Origin of the sequence: Streptomyces sp. NL15-2K (assembly GCF_030551255.1) — a bacterium.
GTDB lineage: Bacteria > Actinomycetota > Actinomycetes > Streptomycetales > Streptomycetaceae > Streptomyces.
In genome coordinates, this window is sequence record NZ_CP130630.1 from 540368 (window position 1) to 557074 (window position 16707).

Annotated in this window: 8 protein-coding genes and 7 pseudogenes; 9 read left to right on the top strand and 6 right to left on the bottom strand. The window is 72.6% G+C overall.

What is annotated here, in order from left to right; all coding sequences use genetic code 11:
• Positions 1 to 274 precede the first annotated feature (274 nt).
• The 4 genes and pseudogenes from Q4V64_RS02260 to Q4V64_RS02280 all read left to right on the top strand — a co-directional run bounded on the left by Q4V64_RS02260 (position 275) and on the right by Q4V64_RS02280 (position 5546).
• Positions 275 to 2452: an acyltransferase domain-containing protein gene (locus tag Q4V64_RS02260; RefSeq protein ID WP_303708844.1), complete on the top strand. Its 2178-nt coding sequence runs from the start codon at positions 275 to 277 to the stop codon at positions 2450 to 2452.
• 20 nt (positions 2453 to 2472) lie between these two features.
• Positions 2473 to 3404: pseudogene (locus Q4V64_RS02265) on the top strand (alpha/beta hydrolase family protein).
• A gap of 122 nt (positions 3405 to 3526) precedes the next feature.
• Positions 3527 to 4752, top strand: a pseudogene (locus Q4V64_RS02270) (helix-turn-helix domain-containing protein).
• A gap of 152 nt (positions 4753 to 4904) precedes the next feature.
• Positions 4905 to 5546: a cutinase family protein gene (locus tag Q4V64_RS02280; protein ID WP_124436885.1), complete on the top strand. Its 642-nt coding sequence runs from the start codon at positions 4905 to 4907 to the stop codon at positions 5544 to 5546.
• A gap of 77 nt (positions 5547 to 5623) precedes the next feature.
• Here Q4V64_RS02280 and Q4V64_RS02285 read toward each other — a convergent pair.
• From Q4V64_RS02285 to Q4V64_RS02295, 3 genes and pseudogenes are all read right to left on the bottom strand, one after another.
• Positions 5624 to 7346, bottom strand: a pseudogene (locus tag Q4V64_RS02285) (hypothetical protein).
• A 101-nt stretch (positions 7347 to 7447) separates the two neighbouring features.
• Positions 7448 to 8329 carry a YegS/Rv2252/BmrU family lipid kinase gene (locus Q4V64_RS02290; protein WP_124436886.1) on the bottom strand — a complete coding sequence of 294 codons (882 nt, stop codon included), beginning with the start codon at positions 8327 to 8329 and terminating at the stop codon, positions 7448 to 7450.
• A gap of 109 nt (positions 8330 to 8438) precedes the next feature.
• Positions 8439 to 9620, bottom strand: a pseudogene (locus tag Q4V64_RS02295) (FAD-binding oxidoreductase); the annotation flags it as partial.
• A 218-nt stretch (positions 9621 to 9838) separates the two neighbouring features.
• Here Q4V64_RS02295 and Q4V64_RS02300 point away from each other — a divergent pair.
• Positions 9839 to 11119: an IS701 family transposase gene (locus Q4V64_RS02300; RefSeq protein WP_303708850.1), complete on the top strand. Its 1281-nt coding sequence runs from the start codon at positions 9839 to 9841 to the stop codon at positions 11117 to 11119.
• A 94-nt stretch (positions 11120 to 11213) separates the two neighbouring features.
• Here Q4V64_RS02300 and Q4V64_RS02305 read toward each other — a convergent pair.
• Positions 11214 to 11630 (bottom strand): annotated as a pseudogene (locus Q4V64_RS02305) (FAD-binding protein); the annotation flags it as partial.
• 68 nt (positions 11631 to 11698) lie between these two features.
• Here Q4V64_RS02305 and Q4V64_RS02310 point away from each other — a divergent pair.
• Both Q4V64_RS02310 and Q4V64_RS02315 read left to right on the top strand, forming a co-directional pair.
• A complete protein-coding gene (locus tag Q4V64_RS02310; protein ID WP_124436902.1) occupies positions 11699 to 12295 on the top strand; it encodes a TetR/AcrR family transcriptional regulator in 597 nt (198 codons plus the stop codon).
• Positions 12292 to 13853: pseudogene (locus tag Q4V64_RS02315) on the top strand (glycerol-3-phosphate dehydrogenase/oxidase). The gene Q4V64_RS02310 and the pseudogene Q4V64_RS02315 overlap by 4 nt, the downstream one beginning before the upstream one ends.
• Positions 13854 to 14035: 182 nt before the next feature.
• On the opposite strand, the gene Q4V64_RS02320 reads toward Q4V64_RS02315, so the two are convergent.
• Together Q4V64_RS02320 and Q4V64_RS02325 are read right to left on the bottom strand one after the other, a co-directional pair.
• Entirely contained in the window at positions 14036 to 14674 is a 639-nt protein-coding gene (locus Q4V64_RS02320) for a class I SAM-dependent methyltransferase (RefSeq protein WP_124436903.1), read from the bottom strand.
• A 185-nt stretch (positions 14675 to 14859) separates the two neighbouring features.
• Entirely contained in the window at positions 14860 to 15135 is a 276-nt protein-coding gene (locus Q4V64_RS02325) for a hypothetical protein (RefSeq protein ID WP_124436904.1), read from the bottom strand.
• A gap of 121 nt (positions 15136 to 15256) precedes the next feature.
• On the opposite strand from Q4V64_RS02325, the pseudogene Q4V64_RS02330 reads away from it, so the two are divergent.
• Both Q4V64_RS02330 and Q4V64_RS02335 read left to right on the top strand, forming a co-directional pair.
• Positions 15257 to 15418: pseudogene (locus tag Q4V64_RS02330) on the top strand (DNA polymerase III); the annotation flags it as partial.
• Positions 15419 to 15523: 105 nt separating this feature from the next.
• Positions 15524 to 16648: an acyltransferase family protein gene (locus Q4V64_RS02335; protein ID WP_253266648.1), complete on the top strand. Its 1125-nt coding sequence runs from the start codon at positions 15524 to 15526 to the stop codon at positions 16646 to 16648.
• The last annotated feature ends 59 nt before the right edge of the window (positions 16649 to 16707 follow it).

Sequence of the window (16707 nt, forward strand, 5' to 3'; positions counted from 1 at the left end):
GCGTCCGCGACACCGCGGCCCGGCTCGCCGACTGGCTCCGAACTCCCGAGGGGAGCGCCGCCGGCCTCGCCGACGTGGCGCGCACGCTCGCCGGGCGCACCGCCCGGGGGCCCGTGCGCGCCGCGATCACGGCCGGCGACCGGGACGAACTCGTGGGCGGCTTGGCCGCGTTGGCGGATCGGCGCCCGCACGGGCGGGTCGTCACGGGCGATCGCGATCTGGTCGGGCGCGGTCCGGTGTGGGTCTTCTCCGGGTACGGCAGCAGTGGGCCGGCATGGGACGGCGGCTGCTGGCCGAGGAGCCGGTGTTCGCCGCCGCGGTGGAGAAGCTCGACCCGCAGCTGGCCGCCGAGTGCGGCCTGTCCCTGTACGACCAGCTGGCCTCCGGTGACGGTCTCGACCGCCTGGAGGTGGCCCAACCGGTCCTGTTCGGGCTCCAGTTGGCGCTCGCCGAGCTGTGGCGTGCCCACGGCGTGGAGCCCGCCGCCGTGATCGGCCACTCCATGGGTGAGGTGGCCGCCGCCGTGTGCGCGGGTGCCCTGGACGTGGCGGACGCGGCCCGTGTCATCGCCGTACGGGCCCGGCTGCTCAGCGGGCTGAGCGGTGGCGCCATGGCCGTCGTCGACCTGGAGGACGCCGAACTGGACGCCCTGCCACGGGACTTCCCGGGTGTGCACGTCGCCGTCCACTCCTCGCCCCGGCAGAAGGTCGTCACCGGCGAGGAGACCACCGTGAACCGACTGGTGCGACGGCTGGCGGAACAGGGCCGGGCCGCGCGGGCCATGCGGGTGGTCGGCGCGGGGCACTCGCCGCAGGTCGACGCGCTGCTGCCGGAGCTGACCGAGGCGATGTCCGGCATACGGGGCCGGCCGCCGCGAGTTCCCGTCTACTCCACCGTCCTGGACGATCCGCGTGGCGACTGCGTGTTCGACGCCACCCACTGGGCCGCCAACCTGCGGCGGCCCGTGCGCCTGGACCGGGCGATCGCCGCGGCCGCGGCCGACGGGCACTCCGCCTTCCTGGAGATCTCGCCCCACCCGGTCCTGACGCGGGCCGTCGTCGACACCGTCCCCGACGCGCTCGCCGTCGGCACACTGGGCCGCGACGCGGACGGGGCCGCCGCGTTCGTCCACCGGCTGGGCACGCTGTACGCCGCGGGCGGGCGCCCGCCGCTCCCGCCCGGCCGGGTCATCGACCTGCCCGGGCCGCGCTGGCGGCACGTGCGGCACTGGTGGACGGACGGCCGTGCGGCCACCGCGACCGGTGACCGACGGACCGGGCCGACGGATCGTACGGACCCGACGGGCCGGACGGGCCGGACGGGCCGGACGGGCCGGACGGGCCGGACGGGCCGGACGGGCCGGACGGGCCGGACGGGCCGGACGGCGGATGCCACCTCCGTCCTCGCCCGCCTGAGCCACCACATCAGCACCGTCACCGGACATCCGCCGACCCGCATCACCGCCGGTACCGCGCCGGCCGATCTGGGCCTGGACTCGCTGATGGCCGTCCGCATCCGCACGGCCCTGGAGCGCGAGTTCGGGATCGAACTGCCCCTGCGGGACCTGCTCGGCGCGGCCACCGTCGCCGACGCGGCCACCCGCATCCAACGGGCACTCACCGCGAGGACCACGGACGAGGGCTCTCCGCTGCGGACGCTGCGCGCCACCGGCTCCCGGCCTCCGCTCTTCCTCGTCCACGCCGCCGGCGGATCGACCGACGTCTACCGGGCGCTGGCGGAACGTCTGGGGGAGGACCGGCCGGTGTACGGACTGGAGCGCGTGGAAGAGGCGCGCACCGTGCCGGAGAAGGCCCGCCGCTACGCCGAGGCCGTCGCCGCCGTCCACCCCGACGGGCCCTGTCTGCTGGGTGGTTGGTCCTTCGGCGGCTTCGTCGCCCAGGAGACCGCACGGCACCTGACCGCCGCCGGGCGGGACGTGGAGCTGGTGGTACTCGTCGACTCCGTACGGCCCCTCCCCCAGCCCGGCCGTACCCGGGCCGACCGGATCCGCGCCCACCTCGCGGGCTTCGCCCGGCACGTCGCCGACACCTACGGCGCCCGGCTGGAGTTGCCGTACGACGACCTGGTGGCGATGGACGACGACGGCGACCGTATCGACGCCGTGCTGCGCGCCCTACGCGAGGTCGCCGACGTTCCGCCCGCCGCGCTGGAGCATCAGCGCGCCTCCTACCTCGACATGCGGATCGGCGAAGCCCACTCGCCGGGTGACCACGACGGCCGGGTGGTGCTGTTCCGGGCCACCGAACCCGCGCCGCACACCGTGCGCGACCCGGCGTACGAGCGGGACGACGAGGCGCTCGGCTGGGACGAGGTGTGCCCGCGCCTGGAGGTCGTGCCGGTGCCCGGGCACCATCTGTCGCTGCTCGACCCGCCGCACGTCGACGAGATCGCCGTACATCTGCGGCGCGTGCTCACCGAGCAGGCCCGCTGAACCGAGACCGAGGAGCCGCCATGCCCCACCGCAGCACCAATCTCCCCCGGCGCACCGTCACAAGAGCCGCGGCCGTCGCCGGTCTGGCCGCCCTGTTCGGCGCCGGGGCCGGGCGCCCGCCGCGACCCGGCTAGGGCCCCGCACGCTGGACGTGTCCGTGTCCTCTGCCGCGCTGGGCCGCAGCGCGCCGGTGCGGCTGATCCTGCCGTCGGGATTCGGCACGCGGCCGGGACGGACCTATCCCGTGCAGTACCTGCTGCACGGCGCCCACGACGACTACACGTCGTGGACCCGGGAGACGGACATCGAGGCCTTCACCGAGGGCCGCGAGCTGATCGTGGCGATGCCGGACGCGGGTCCCACGGGCATCCCGACCGCCTGGCGCGACGGTCCCGACTACGAGGCCTTCCACTTGGAGGAGGTCCCGGCATTGCTCGCCCGCGACTACCGGGCCTCCGGCGTGCGAGCCGTCGCCGGGGTCTCCACCGGCGGCTACGGGGCCATGGCGCACGCGGCCCGGCATCCCGGCGCGTTCACCGCCGCCGCCTCCTACAGCGGCATCCTCGACACCACAGCACCCGGTGTCCCGGCCGTCATGGACGCCATCGTGGCCCGCGAGAACCTGTCGCCGGCCTCCCTGTGGGGCCATCCGATCCTGAACCTCCTCACGTGGCGCGACTTCAACCCGCGCGCCCGCGCCGAAGGGCTGCGCGGCACCGCCCTGTACGTGTCCAACGGCAGCGGGCTGGGGAGCGGCGGTGATCCGCTGCCCGGCGTCCTGGAAAGCGTCCTGTGGCCGTCCGCCCAGGGCTTCGCCGGCACGCTGCGGCGCCTCGGCGTCCCCGTCACCGCGCACTTCTACCAGGGAGGAGGACACGACTGGGCGTACTGGAAGCCGGAGTTCGCGGCATCGTGGCCGATGCTCGCCCGTGCGCTCGGGTTGCCCGAGTGATGTCGGAGCCGTCGGGGCACGGAACGGAGCGCGGGGACCGTCCGTCCAAACCAGGACGCCCCATGCGCCCCACGGGAAACAGCCCGCGGGTGAGCCGCTTCCGGGTGAGAGGAGTGTCCCTGATGGCTGTGCCCACCCCGCACGGCGTTCCGGTCGACCCCGGAGCCGTACCGTTACCGCCCGATCTCGCCGAACTGCTGTACTCCCAGCTGGAGACCGTCGCCGACGAGGTGGAGGAGGAGGTCCGCCGACAGGTGCCGGAGTACGCCCGGCCGGCCGACGGGACCTACGGCAGGAACCTCAGAGCCGGGGTGGTGCAGGCGCTGACGCTGTTCGTGGACCACATCGCCGACCCGCGCGGCCGGCGCGACGCGATCTTCGCGACGTACTACGGACTCGGGCGCGGTGAAGCACTGGAGGACCGCGGCCTGGACGCGCTGCAGTCCGCGCTGCGCATCGGGGGGCTGCACGCCTGGCGGCTGATGGGCCGCACGGCGGAGGAACTCGGGCTGGACTCGGCGGTCGTGGCCGCGCTGGGCGAGCTCGCGTTCCGCACGGTGCACGAGGTGGCGGAGGCCGCGGCGGCCGGGTACGCGGAGGCCCGGCTGGCCGGCACGGACGAGTTGGAGCGGCGTCGCAAGCGACTGCTCGACCTGCTGCTGAGCGAGGGCCGGTGTCCCTCGAGGCCGTGCACGACCTGGCGCACGGGGCGCGCTGGTCGGTGCCGCGGCAGGTCGCCGTCGTCGCGCTGGCGGCCGGCCCGGACCAGCGCGAGGCGGACCGGCCGCTCGCCACTGCGGGCGCGCTGGTGGACATGGAGTCACGGCCGCCGCGCATGCTGGTGCCCGACCCGGACGGCTCCGGCCGTTTCGGCAGCCGGGCGTTCACCCTCGCGCTGCGCGGCCGCCCGGCCGCGATCGGGCCGACGGTCCCGCTCACCGAGGCCGCGCGGTCACTGCACTGGGCCGCCCGGGCGCTGGGACTGATGGGCCGTGGGATCCTCCCCCGGCAGGGCGTGGTGCGGTGTGCGGACCATCTCTCGACGCTGCTGCTGTACGGCGACGAGCCGCTGCTCGGCCAGTTGCAGGCGCGCGTCCTGGGCCCGCTCGACTCGGTCTCGGCGGGGCAGCGTCCCCGGCTCGCCGAGACGCTGCTGGCCTGGCTGCTCAGCGGCAGCAACGTCCCCGATGTCGCCGCGCGGCTGCACGTCCACCCGCAGACGGTCCGCTACCGGCTCCGGCAACTGGAGAAACTCTTCGGCGACGCCCTGCACGATCCGGACACCCGGCTGGACCTTGTCCTCGCGCTGCGCGCCGAGGCATTGCGGGAGCCGTCGGCGGGCAACTGATGAATTGCGCTGTGCGCCCCATACTCATGTGGGCACAAAAATCCGCGGCAATTCCATAATCCTGTCCATAACACTCCGGAAGGAAACGCGAATACGTTCGGGACGTCCTTTTCACAGGCGCATTCACGCGCCCCGCAAGCGAAGGATTCCCCATGCGTATCCGCTTGTGCCTCGCCGCGCTCTCGCTGGTCGGCGGAGCCGGACTGGCCACCCTCTCGGCGCCCACGGCGTCGGCCGCTCCCTGCTCGGACATCGACGTCGTCGCGGCCCGCGGCACCTTCGAACCGGGCAGGCTCGGCCTGATAGTGGGCGACCCGGTGTTCTCCGCCCTGGAAAAGAAACTGACCGGCAAAACCGTCTCCAGCTACGCGGTGGACTATCCCGCCGACCTTTCCCTGACCTCGGCCGCGCAGGGCAACAGGGACCTGGTGAACCACGTCAACAGCCAGGCGGCGAACTGCCCGAATCAGCGTTTCATTCTGGTGGGCTATTCGCAGGGCGCGAACGTCGTCGACAATTCCATCGGCATCAGCAGTGCCGGCGCGGTGGTCGGCAGCCCGATCGTGGCCACCCTTCCCGCCGCGGTCGAACCGAAGGTCGCGGCCGTGCTGTTGTTCGGCAATCCGATCCGGGCCCTCGGCAAGAGCGTCACCGGCACCTACCAGAGCCGCACCTTCGACATCTGCGCCCAGGGCGACCCCGTCTGCGAGCGCGGCGGGGGTGACACGGGAGCGCACCTGAGCTACCGGGACGACGCCGAAGCGGCGGCCACCTTCGCCGCGGGCAAGGTCTGAGCCGTACAGGACTGAGCCGTACACAGTCTGTGGGCCCGGGAGGATCTCCTCCCGGGCCCACTGCCGTGCGGGGACCGCTATTCGGGTGACTGCGCGAAGCCGACGAGGTTGGTGGAGACGGGTTCGGGCCGGCCGTTGTTCTGCACTGGCGCCGCGGTCAGCACGTCGAGGTGCTGGTAGCCGTCGGCGACCACGGGGTTCAGGTCGGGCGGGACGCGGCCCGCCAGCAGCCCTTCGCCCGCGAGCACGGTGAGCGTCGGGTTGGCGGTGAGCCCCTCGGGATGGACGACCAGCCGCTTCACCTGCGGGGAGGTGGCCAGTTGGAGGTCGGTGACCAGCTTGGTCGGGAAGTACTGCTCGGTGAAGTCCAGCGGCTGCTCGGCCAGGCTGCGGGCCAGCTCCCGGATGTCGGTGACCTCCTTGCCGGCCGAGGTGAACGGCGTGCCGTCGGCCGACCGGTACCCCGGGTCGTCGGGCTCGCCGACACGGTCGTAATCGCGCCAGGTGTAGAGCGGTCCGTGGGGCCGGTCGGGGATGGCCTTGTACTCGGTGCCGAACAACCCCGGCTGTTGTGAACTCCCATTGGCAGCAGGGAAGTTCTTGTCGGCGATCGGCCCGCCGTCGAAGAAGCCCACGCTGGTCTGCAGGAACGCCAGCGGTACGGAGTGGTCGTCCAACAGGGCTCCGAGCATCGCCGCGTTGGTGAGCCGGAAGTCCTTCACGCCGGGTGAGCCGGTGAGGAACGTGGTGGTGTCCTCGGAGAACAGGAAGCGGTTGGTGGCCTCGATGTTGACGTTGGAGGGCAGATAGCGGGGCAGGTCGGCCTCGCCGTCGGCGTTCTGGAGGGTGCCCAGTCCGGCGACGGCGAGCAGGGTCATGGTCTCGGGGTTGAGCAGGACCGGCGCGGACAGCGAGCGCGGCAGCACTCCGGTGTCGAGGCCGGCCTGCACGGCGGCGTAACCGAGGCCGATGTCCGGCAGGTTGGTGTCGTCGGGGAGGCTGCCGCTCAGGTCGGCCAGGGAGGTGGAGACGGTGGTGTCGAGGGCGAAGTAGCCGGCGCACTGGCGGTGTCCCGCGTCGGCGGTGGTGGTGCGGTCACCGTCGAAATCGGCGGTCGCGAAGTAGCCGGTGATCACGCCGCCCAGTGAGTGTCCACCGCAGAGCACCTTCTGCTCGCGCAGCCCCTGGTCGGGCAACTCGGCGGTGAGCAGGTCGTATTCGTCGCGGACGGTGTGTTCGATGCCGAGCTCGGCCATCCAGCCCAGCCGGCCGTTGCCGACGAAGCCGTCGAAGGTCCGGTCGGCGACCTGCTTGCCCCGGTAGTAGTAGTCGACGGCCGTGTGCTGGTCGCCGGAGGCTATTCCGGTGCGGTCCTCCAGGCAGTTGGAGCGCCGGTCCAGGGCCCAGAACTCGATGTGGCTGCCTTGCGCGGCGGCTCGCGCCACGGTGTTGCGGGCGACGCTGTCGAACGCCCCGGCGCCCTCCAGGATGCCCGGCTGGGCGACGAGGATCCGGTCGGCGTCGGCCGACGCGTCCGGCCCCGTCGGAGGAGCGGTAGCGCAGATACGACAGCCAGTCGCACGCCTGCGGACGCGCCCCGAAGGACGCCGGCAGCGGCACCTTCACCCGCACCACCGACTCGGTCACCCCGTCGACCGGGGAGGTCGACGCCACGGGCGTTTCCGTGCGCTCGCCCCGTGTCTGCGCGTCCGGAGCGGCGGCCGTGAGCGCGCCCGCGGTCAGCAGCACCGCCGGCGCGGCACATCGCCACGTTCTCTTTCTGCTGCGACTCGTGTTCATAGCCGGACGGTAGGGCGGGTGCCGCCTGCCGCTCAGGCGGTGCTCACAGGAACGCAGACCCCTCGGACTCCTTTGTCACCAGCCCACACAGAGCACGTACGTCAGTGCAGCACGCTGAGCGCTGCGGGCAGCACCTTGGCGGTGACGGGGAGGTGGGCCCCGACCTCGCCGTCGGCGCCGTAGGGCACCGCGCGGTCGGCCTCGATGTGGATCTCCCTGCCGCGCAGGATGCGCACTTGGGGCCGGTGGACGTGGGCGCCGGTCCTGAGCTCGTTCATCAGGGCGAAGAACAACCGACGCGGCGCCTCGGCGATCATCACGACGTCCAGGAGGCCGTCGTCCACGCGGGCGTCGGGGGCGATGCTGCGACCCGAGCCGTAGTAGCGGGAGTTGGCGGCCACCACCGTGTAGCCGGTGTGCGGGTGCTCCACGCCGTCGACCGTGACCCGGTAGCGCACCGGACGCCAGGTGGTGACGGCCCGCAGTCCGCCCGCGTAGTAGGAGGCGGTGCCGCGCAGGAGTTTCGCGCTGTTGGCGTGGCGGTTGGCGACCGCGTCGACACCGGCGTACACGCTGCCGAGGACGACCGTGCGATCGTGGACGGCCGAGTGGAGTTCGATGGTGTCGACGGGGCGCGGCTCGTTGTGGAGCAGGATGCGGGCCAGGTCGGCCGGGTCGGCGGGCAGTCCGAGTGCCCGGGCGAAGTCGTTGCCGCGGCCTGCGGGGACGATGCCGAACAGTGTGCCGGTGCCGCTGAGGGCTCCGCCGACGCCTCCGGTGATGCCGTCGCCGCCGACGGCGAGTACCACCCGTCCCCGCTCCCCGGCCTGCCGGGCCAGGTCCTTGGCGTGGGTCAGGCTGCGGCTGTACTCGGTCTCGAGTTCGGCGCCGGCCTCCCGGAGCAGGCGCGCCACTCCGAGCAGCGTCGCGGCTCCGGTGGATCCGCCCGCCGTGGGGTTGACGACCGCGGTGAACTTTCGCATCGGTGTGCCTCCCGGGCGGGCGCGGGTCGAGTCGTGGGGCGGGCGCGGGTCGGGTCGTGAGGCGGGCAGGGTGGGGTCCCCGCCGCGACCGCTGGGGGGGTGGCTGGGTTCAGTCCGCGGGCAGCAGGACACCGGGGTTGAGCAGTCCGGACGGGTCCAGTCGCCGCTTGACGGCGCGCAGGGCCTCGACGCCGAGGGGGCCCGCTTCCCGGACGTACCAGTCCCGGTGGTCGGTGCCCACGCCGTGGTGGTGGCTGATGGTGCCGCCCGCGGCCAGGATCGCCTCGCCCGCGGCGTGCTTGGCCCGCATCCAGTGCGCCAGGGCGTCCTCGCCCTGGGCGCAGACCACTGTGAAGTACAGCGAGGCGCCGTTCTCGTAGACGTGGGAGATGTGGCACATGACCAGGGGCGGGGTGCCGGCGCCGGTGAGCGTGGCGGTCAGCGCGTCGCGGACGGAGGCGTACAGGCCGGGGATCCGGGACCAGAAGGCCGCCGTCTCCAGCGTCTCGGCGAACGCCCCGGCGTCGAGCAGGGAGTCGCGCAGGTACGGGGCCGAGTAGCGGCCTTGGGCCCAACGCTGTCCCGGCTCCTCGCCCAGAGGGGTTCCGCCGCAGTCGCGCAGGACGGCCGCGGCACGGTCCCGGCGGTACGCGGCGTCCGCCTCCGTGCCCTCGAAGCCGGCGATCGCCGTGCATCCGGCGTCCTGCCGCGCGTCCGCGGAGCCGATGGCGTCGGGCTGGGCGAGGCCGATCAGCGTCTCGGTCTCGTCGGACAGCCGCAGGACGGTCGGCCGGGGCCCGTCCTGGGCGAGCCGGCGCAGGGCGGCGGCCCCCGCCTCGAAGGAGGCGAAGCGCCAGCCCTCGTAGACACACGCCTGCGGGACGGGGCGGATCCGGACGGTCACGGACGTGATCACGCCGAACGCCCCTTCGGAGCCGAGCACGAGCTGGCGCAGGTCGGGTCCGGCCGCCGAGCGCGGGGCACGGCCGGTGTCGAGGGTGCCCTCGGGTGTGGCGAGGGTGAGTCCCAGCACCATCTCGTCGAAGCGGCCGTAGCCGGCGGAGGCCTGCCCGCTGGAGCGGGTGGCGGCGAATCCGCCGACGGTGGCCCACTCGTAGGACTGCGGGAAGTGGCCGAGGGTGAAGCCGTGTTCGGCCAGCAGCGCCTCGGCCTGCGGGGCGCGCAGGCCGGGTTGCAAGGTGGCGGTGCGGGAGACCGGGTCGAGGGCGATCAGACGGTCCATGCGGCGCAGGTCGAGGGCGACGAAGGTGCCCCGCCGCTCCGGGGCTAGTGCCCCGGCGGGCAACGTTCGCCCGTTGAGGAGCGGCGTCCGGTGCGTGCTCTCGGCGTGCCGGCCGGAAGTCCTCGTACTGGATGTACTTGGGCTTTCGGCCGGTGCGGCGAGAGCACGTGCCGGGCGTCGCGACGGGGCGAACGTTGCCCGTCGGGGCACTAGTAGGACTCCGTTAGGTCTTCCGGTCGGGCCTGTTCGGGAGCATGTTGGGTTGGGTGGATGCACATGAAGTGAACCGTGTGCGGGCGAAGTTGGCGCTGTTCGTGGCGGATGTGTTCGCCTCGGTGCCGCGGAAGGACCAGCGGGCCAAGGGCGACTGCTACTTGCGCGGACTGATGCTGGACGGTCGGCGCAAGTCCATCCAGGCCATGGCCTCGCGATTACCGGACGGCAACGAGCAGAACCTGCAGCAGTTCGTGAACCAGTCCACGTGGGATCCGGTGCCGGTGCAGCGCAGGATCTGCGAACGGATGCTGCCGCTGATCGGTCCGGCGGCGTGGGTGATCGACGATGTGTCGGTGCCCAAGGACGGCCGGATGTCGGCCGGGGTGGCTCCGCAGTACTGCGGAGCGTTGGGAAAGAGAGCAAACTGCCAGGTCGCGGTCAGTATTCACGCCGCCACCGACACCGCCTCCTGCCCGCTGCAATGGCGTCTGTTCCTGCCTGAGGAGTGGGTATCGGACACCGTCCGCCGGGACCTCGCGCGGATCCCGGCGGACGTCACGCACCGCGAGAAGTGGCGCCTGGCCCTGGACATGCTCGACACGCTCGCCGGCTGGGGCATGAGGCCGCCGGCTGTGGTGGCTGACGCCGCCTACGGCACCAACGCGCATCTGCGAGCCGCATTGTCCGACCGCCAAGTCGCCTACGTGCTGGCCGTCCGCGGCGATGTGACCGCCCATCCGTTGGACGCGGAGCCTGAGGCCCCAGCCCGCAACGGGCATGTCGGCTGCTGGCCACAGCCCCGCTACCGGCATCCAGCACCGTCCTTGGCGGCCCTTGCCGCCGGCCTTGATCAAGACGCATTCACCCCGCTCACCTGGCGGCACGGCTCGAGAGGGGAGTTACGTTCCCGCTTCGCCGCCGTGCGTGTCCGTCCCGCCGGCAAGGCCGTCGAGCGCCCGATCAAAGCTGCGGCCTCGGCCGGACAGGGCTGGTGGGACGGGATCCTGCCCGACTGCTGGCTGCTGGTCGAATGGCCCTCCGGCGCCGAGGCGCCGACCGATTACTGGCTGTCCAACCTGCCGGCCGACACTCCGATCGCCGACCTGGTCCGTCTGGCGAAGGTCCGCTGGCGCATCGAGCACGACTACCGCGAACTCAAGCACGGCCTGGGCCTGGACCACTTCGAAGGGCGTTCCTGGCCGGGCTGGCACCACCACGTCACCCTCGTGACCGCCGCCCACGCCTTCCTCACCGAACAGCGCCTGGCCCCAAAAGTGCCCGGGCCGGTCTCACCCTCTACCAAGTCCTCGAGACCCTCCAGGACGTCTTGAGGTGCTGGACCGGCATCTGCACCACCTGCCACCAAACCCTGCCCACCAGGACCTACACAACGCCAAGATCGAGAAAGACCTAACGGAGTCCTACTAGGCCGCCGACCACGGAGGTGCCGCCGCCGAACGGGACGAGTCCCAGGCCGTGTTCGGCGCATGTCCGCAGGACGGCGAGCACGTCGTCGTGGCTCGCCGGGAGGACGACGGCCGCCGGAAGATCGTCGACGTCGACGTCGCGCATCCGGAGCAGGTCGGGGGTGGACTTGCCGCGGGTGTGCCGGATTCGCGTCTCGGCGTCGGTGCGCACGTGCTCACCGCCTCCGAGGGCGGTGAGGAGGGCGTGGTGGGCGGCCGGGTCCAGTAGTGACGGGGGGACGGGAATGTCCTCCAGGGCGACCGGCTCCGCGCCGCGCGGCTTGACTCCGAGCAGTTCGCGCAACAGCCCGATCACCGAATCCGGCAACGGCTGGGCCTTGGCCGGGTCGCCCCAGCCGCTCCACAGCATGTCCATGGCTGTCGTCCTCACCGATTGTCGAGATGCCGTTCCTGGCCCCCTCACGGGGCGTTACACTGTGACACATGACGCCTATTCGTCACAACCATTCGGACGACGCGGTGCTCGACGCGGTGCGTGACTGTGTCCTGGCCGTCGGGGTCCGCCGCACGACCCTGACCGACGTGGCCCGCCGCGCGGGTGTCTCCCGGATGACGCTGTACCGGCGCTGGCCCGACGTGCGGACCCTGGTCGGCGATCTCATGACCCGTGAGTGGGCCGGCGTGGCCACCCGGGCCAGGCCCGAGCGGCGTCCCGGGGTGGACACACGGCGCCTGATCGTCGACGGGCTGGTGGCCGGCGTGGACGGCTTCCGCGCCCACCCCCTCTTCCGCAAGATCGTCGACGTCGATCCGGAACTGCTCCTGCCCTACGTACTGGACCGGCGCGGAGCCAGCCAGGACGCGCTGTTGGGGCTGCTGGCGGAGGACCTGCGGGAGGGCCACGCCGACGGATCGGTACGTGCCGGCCACGTCGAACGGCAGGCCCGGTCCCTGCTGCTGATCGTGCAGTCCTTCACCCTGTCCCTGCGGACCATGACCGAGGAGGACGACGCCGAGCTGAGCGCCACGGCCTTCCTCACGGAACTGCGGACGATCCTGGAGAGGACCCTGACGCCATGAACCGGTCGTCCCTGTCCGCCGCACGGCGTTCGCGCGAGCTGGCCGACACAGCCGACGGACCCGCCGTGGACGTCCTGGTCGTCGGACTCGGCGCGACCGGTGCCGGAGCCGCGCTGGACGCCGCCGCCCGCGGTCTGACGGTCGTCGCCGTCGACGCCCACGACCTGGCCTTCGGCACGTCTCGCTGGAGTTCCAAACTCATCCACGGCGGGCTGCGCTACCTCGCCTCCGCCCAGTTCGACGTGGCCCACGAGAGCGCCGTCGAGCGCGGCGTGCTGATGGAGCGCACCGCACCTCACCTGGTCCGCGCCCAGCCGTTCGTCCTTCCCCTCACTCCCCTGGTCTCCCGAGGTCAGGCCGCCCTGGCCCGGGCGGGCTTCCGCGCCGGTGACGCCCTGCGCCTGACCGCCCGTACGGCCCGGGCCACCCTGCCCGCGCCGCGCCGGCTGTCCGCTGTGGAGACCCGCCACCTGGCGCCCGTGCTGCGCGCCGACGGCCTGCGCGGCGGCCTGCTGTCCTGGGACGGCCGGCTCACCGACGACGCCCGCCTGGTGACCGCGCTCGCCCGCACCGCCGCCGCCCACGGCGCCCGGATCCTGACCCGCGTCCGGGCAACCCTGGAGCTCACCGGGTCCGGCGCCCGGATCCGAGACGAGCTCACCGGCCGGGAAGGGCACATCCGGGCCCGCGCGGTGGTCAACGCCTCCGGCGTGTGGGCGGGCGATCTGGTCGACGGCATCCGGATACGGCCGTCGCGCGGCACCCACCTCGTGCTGCGCTCGGAGCACCTCGGCCCGCTGCCCACGGGGCTGCACGTCCCGGTCCCCGGGGAGAGCAACCGTTTCGTCCTCGTTCTGCCCCAGGGCGACGGCCGGGTCTACCTCGGGCTCACCGACGAACCCGTCGAGGGCGCCGTCCCGGACGTGCCCGAGGCGCCCGAGACGGACATCGGCTTCCTGCTCGACGTGCTCGGCTGCGTCCTGGACGTCCCCGTCCACCGCGGAGACGTCGTCGGGGCGTTCGCCGGGCTGCGCCCCCTGCTGGACACGACACCCGACGGTACGGCGGCCAGTACCGCCGACCTCTCCCGCCGACACGCCGTGCTCACCTCGCCGGACGGTGTGATCACCGTGGTCGGCGGCAAGCTCACCACCTACCGGCGCATGGCCGAGGACGCCGTCGACGCCGCCGTCACCGCCCGGCGCCTCACCGCCGGCCCGTCCCCCACGGCCTCGCTCCCGCTCGTCGGTGCCGCACCGCCCCACGTCCTCGGCGCCCTGCGGACCCCGGACCGCCTGGTGGGGCGCTACGGCACCGAGGCACCGGCCGTCCACGCGCTCGGCACCCGCGACCCCCGCCTCGGCGAACCCGTGCTGCCGGGGCATCCGGTCACTCGAGCAGAACTCCTGTGGGCGGTACGCCACGAGGGGGCGCTCGACGCTGACGATCTGCTCGACCGGCGCACCCGTATCGGGCTGGTCTGGTACCCGAGGACCGTGCGGCGGCGCTGGAGGTCGCGCACGAAGTCGTGGGTGAGGCCTTGGCTGAGCTGGGCTGACGGCCGGGGCGGGGGGGACGGACGACGGGCGGCCGGGGAGGGCGAGGGACGCCGGACGGCCATGGCGGGGCGACCGACGACGGATGGCCAGGGCGAGGTGACCGACGACGGACGGCCAGGGCGAGGTGACCGACGACGGACGGCCAGGGGCAGGTGGCCCCAGGCTGCCGCCGCTCATGAGCTCAGGCGCCAGTACGCCGGATCCGCCACACGTTGTCGTCGCGGAAGCCCTCGACCCCCTCCGGGGAAACACTCTGCTTGCGGACCGCCTCCAGGGTTTCCACGCTCCAGCTCTCCTCCGGCAGCGCGAGTGCCGCCAGCGTGCTCTCCAGCGTGGGGAACTCGGCGTCGAAGGGCGGTTCGTCCTGCCACGACGGCCATCCGGCGTGCATGACGATCAGCAGCGTGCCGCCCTCCGCCACCGCCGCGGCGGCCCGCCCCAGCACTCCGTCCTGGTCCAGGCGCACCGGGGACTGCAGAAACTGGGCGCTGACCAGGTCGAAGGAGCCTTCCGGAAACGTCACGCCCAGCTCGTGCCGCTCCCACACGATGCGGTCCCCCACTCCGGCCTCGGCGGCGTGCCCGGCCGCGCGCTCCAGCGCCGTACGCGAGATGTCGACGCCCGTGACCCGCCAGCCCTGCGAGGCCAGCCACACCGCGTCCGCTCCCTCGCCACACCCCAGGTCGAGCACGCGACCCGGTGCCAGGCCGCTGACCTCGCGCACGAGCAGCGGATTGGGGCGGCCGCTCCAGATGCGCTCGACGCCCTGATAGCGGGCCTCCCAGAATTCGGCGGCCTGCGTGGGTCGGATGTCGGTCATGGTCCCCTCCTGGACGGAACACGGCTGGTCGTCGACGGGTGCGGACGAGCGTGCGGCTCGTACGCCCCGTCGTCAGGAAGCCTCCGTCGCGACACATCCAGGGGCAAACGAAGTTGCCGGTACGGCAACAGACAGGGGCCCGCCGCCCTGTCGGGCAGCGGGCCCCTGTGCCGGCTCGACGCGTCCTATCCCAGCTCGACGCGTCCGGCCGCCATCTGCACGTCCGCCTGTACTTCCCGCCGCGGCCGGCCCCGTTCCTTCGCGTACTCCGTCACCGCGGACTGCACGTCGCGGTCGAGGTCACGCCAGGCCCGCCACGCGGTCTCGTACGTGACGGTCTGCTGCTTGGTCCACTGGTGCTCGGCGGGCGGTCCGTACGAGTGGCGCAGCTCGTCGACCCGGTTGTGCGCCTGGTCCGCCGCCCGCTGCTTCTGCACGAGTTCGTCGAAAACGTGTCCCACGTGAAGTAAGCGTAGGCACGATGCTGCCGTTCCGCGCGTCGAGCGGCCGTCCGTACGCCGTCCGGGCCGGCCTCACCGGGAACCGCCCCTGGTGCGGCGGAGCAGGACGAAACCGGAGATCACCGAGGCGCACGGTCTGCGCAAACGCCCCGGGATGGCACAGGCCTTGCGGATCGCGGGGCTGCCGCTCGAAGGCCGGCACCATCGTGGCGAGGACGACGCCTGGAACATCGCGGCCCTCGTCCTCCATCTGGCCGGGCGGGACAGTCGGCCGCGCGTGTGAAGTACGGCACGGTGTTCGTGGCCGCGTCGCAGGAGAGACGGGTTGCCCGCCCGGTGCGTGACGCAACACACGTTTGCGCGGCGCGGAACCGGTCAGCCGACGGGGATGCCGCAGAGTGATCCCTCGACGAGTACCCGCGCAAGACACGCCGAGCCGGCCAAGGAGGCGGGCGCCCCCGAACCGGCAGGGAACCGGGACGCGTTCTTCGACAACGCGAAGTACCTGGCCATCGTGCTGGTGGCGGTCGGACACGCCTGGGAGCCGTTGCGCGACGACAGCAAAGTCGTCACCGCCCTCTACACGACGGTGTACGCCTTCCACATGCCGGCGTTCATCATCATCTCCGGCTATTTCTCCCGCAGCTTCGACGCGGCCCCGAGGCGCATCCAGCGCCTGGTGACCGGTGTGGCCCTGCCCTATGTGATCTTCGAGGTCGCCTACACCCTGTTCACGAGGTGGAGCGACCAGGCACCGGACCGGCCGATCAGCCTGCTCGAACCGCTGTATCTGACGTGGTTCCTGGCGGCGTTGTTCATCTGGCGGCTGACCACCCCGTTGTGGCGGATCGTGCGGTGGCCGCTGCCGCTCGCGCTGGGCGTCGCGATGCTGGCCACCATGTCGTCGGGCATCGGCGAGGACCTCGATCTGCAGCGGGCTCTGCAGTTCCTGCCGTACTTCGTGCTGGGTCTGTGTCTGAAACCGGAGCACTTCGAGCTGGTACGGCATCGCGCCGTGCGCGTCCTGGCCGTGCCGGTCCTGGTGTCGGCCTTCGCCGTCGCCTACTGGTCGCGCCCGTACATGAGCCCCGCCTGGTTCTACCACCGTGACAGCGCCGAGGAGATCGGGGCGCCGGCGTTGGCCGGGCCCGTGATGACGCTCGCGGTCTTCGGCTGCTCCACGGTCCTGGTGGTCTGTTTCCTCGCCCTGGTGCCCCGACGCCGCATGTGGTTCACGGCGCTCGGCGCGGGCACGCTGTACGGCTACCTGCTGCACGGCTTCGTCGTCCAGGGCGTCAAGCCCTTCCATGTGTACGACTACGTGCACGGTCCGCTGGGGGTGGCCGCCGTCTCGGTCGTGGCCGCCGTGGTCGTGACCTTGCTGTGCACCTCTGCGGTCCGCCGGGTCTTCCGGTTCGCGGTGGAGCCGAGGATGGCGTGGTTCTTCGAGGCGGCGGCGGGGCGCCGTACGACGACGGCGCCGTCTCCACAACGGCGTGTCGGTGTCGAATGAGCCCGTCCCCGGCGGGGAACCCGGGGACGGCAGCAGGCACCCACACTCTGGAGAGGGTC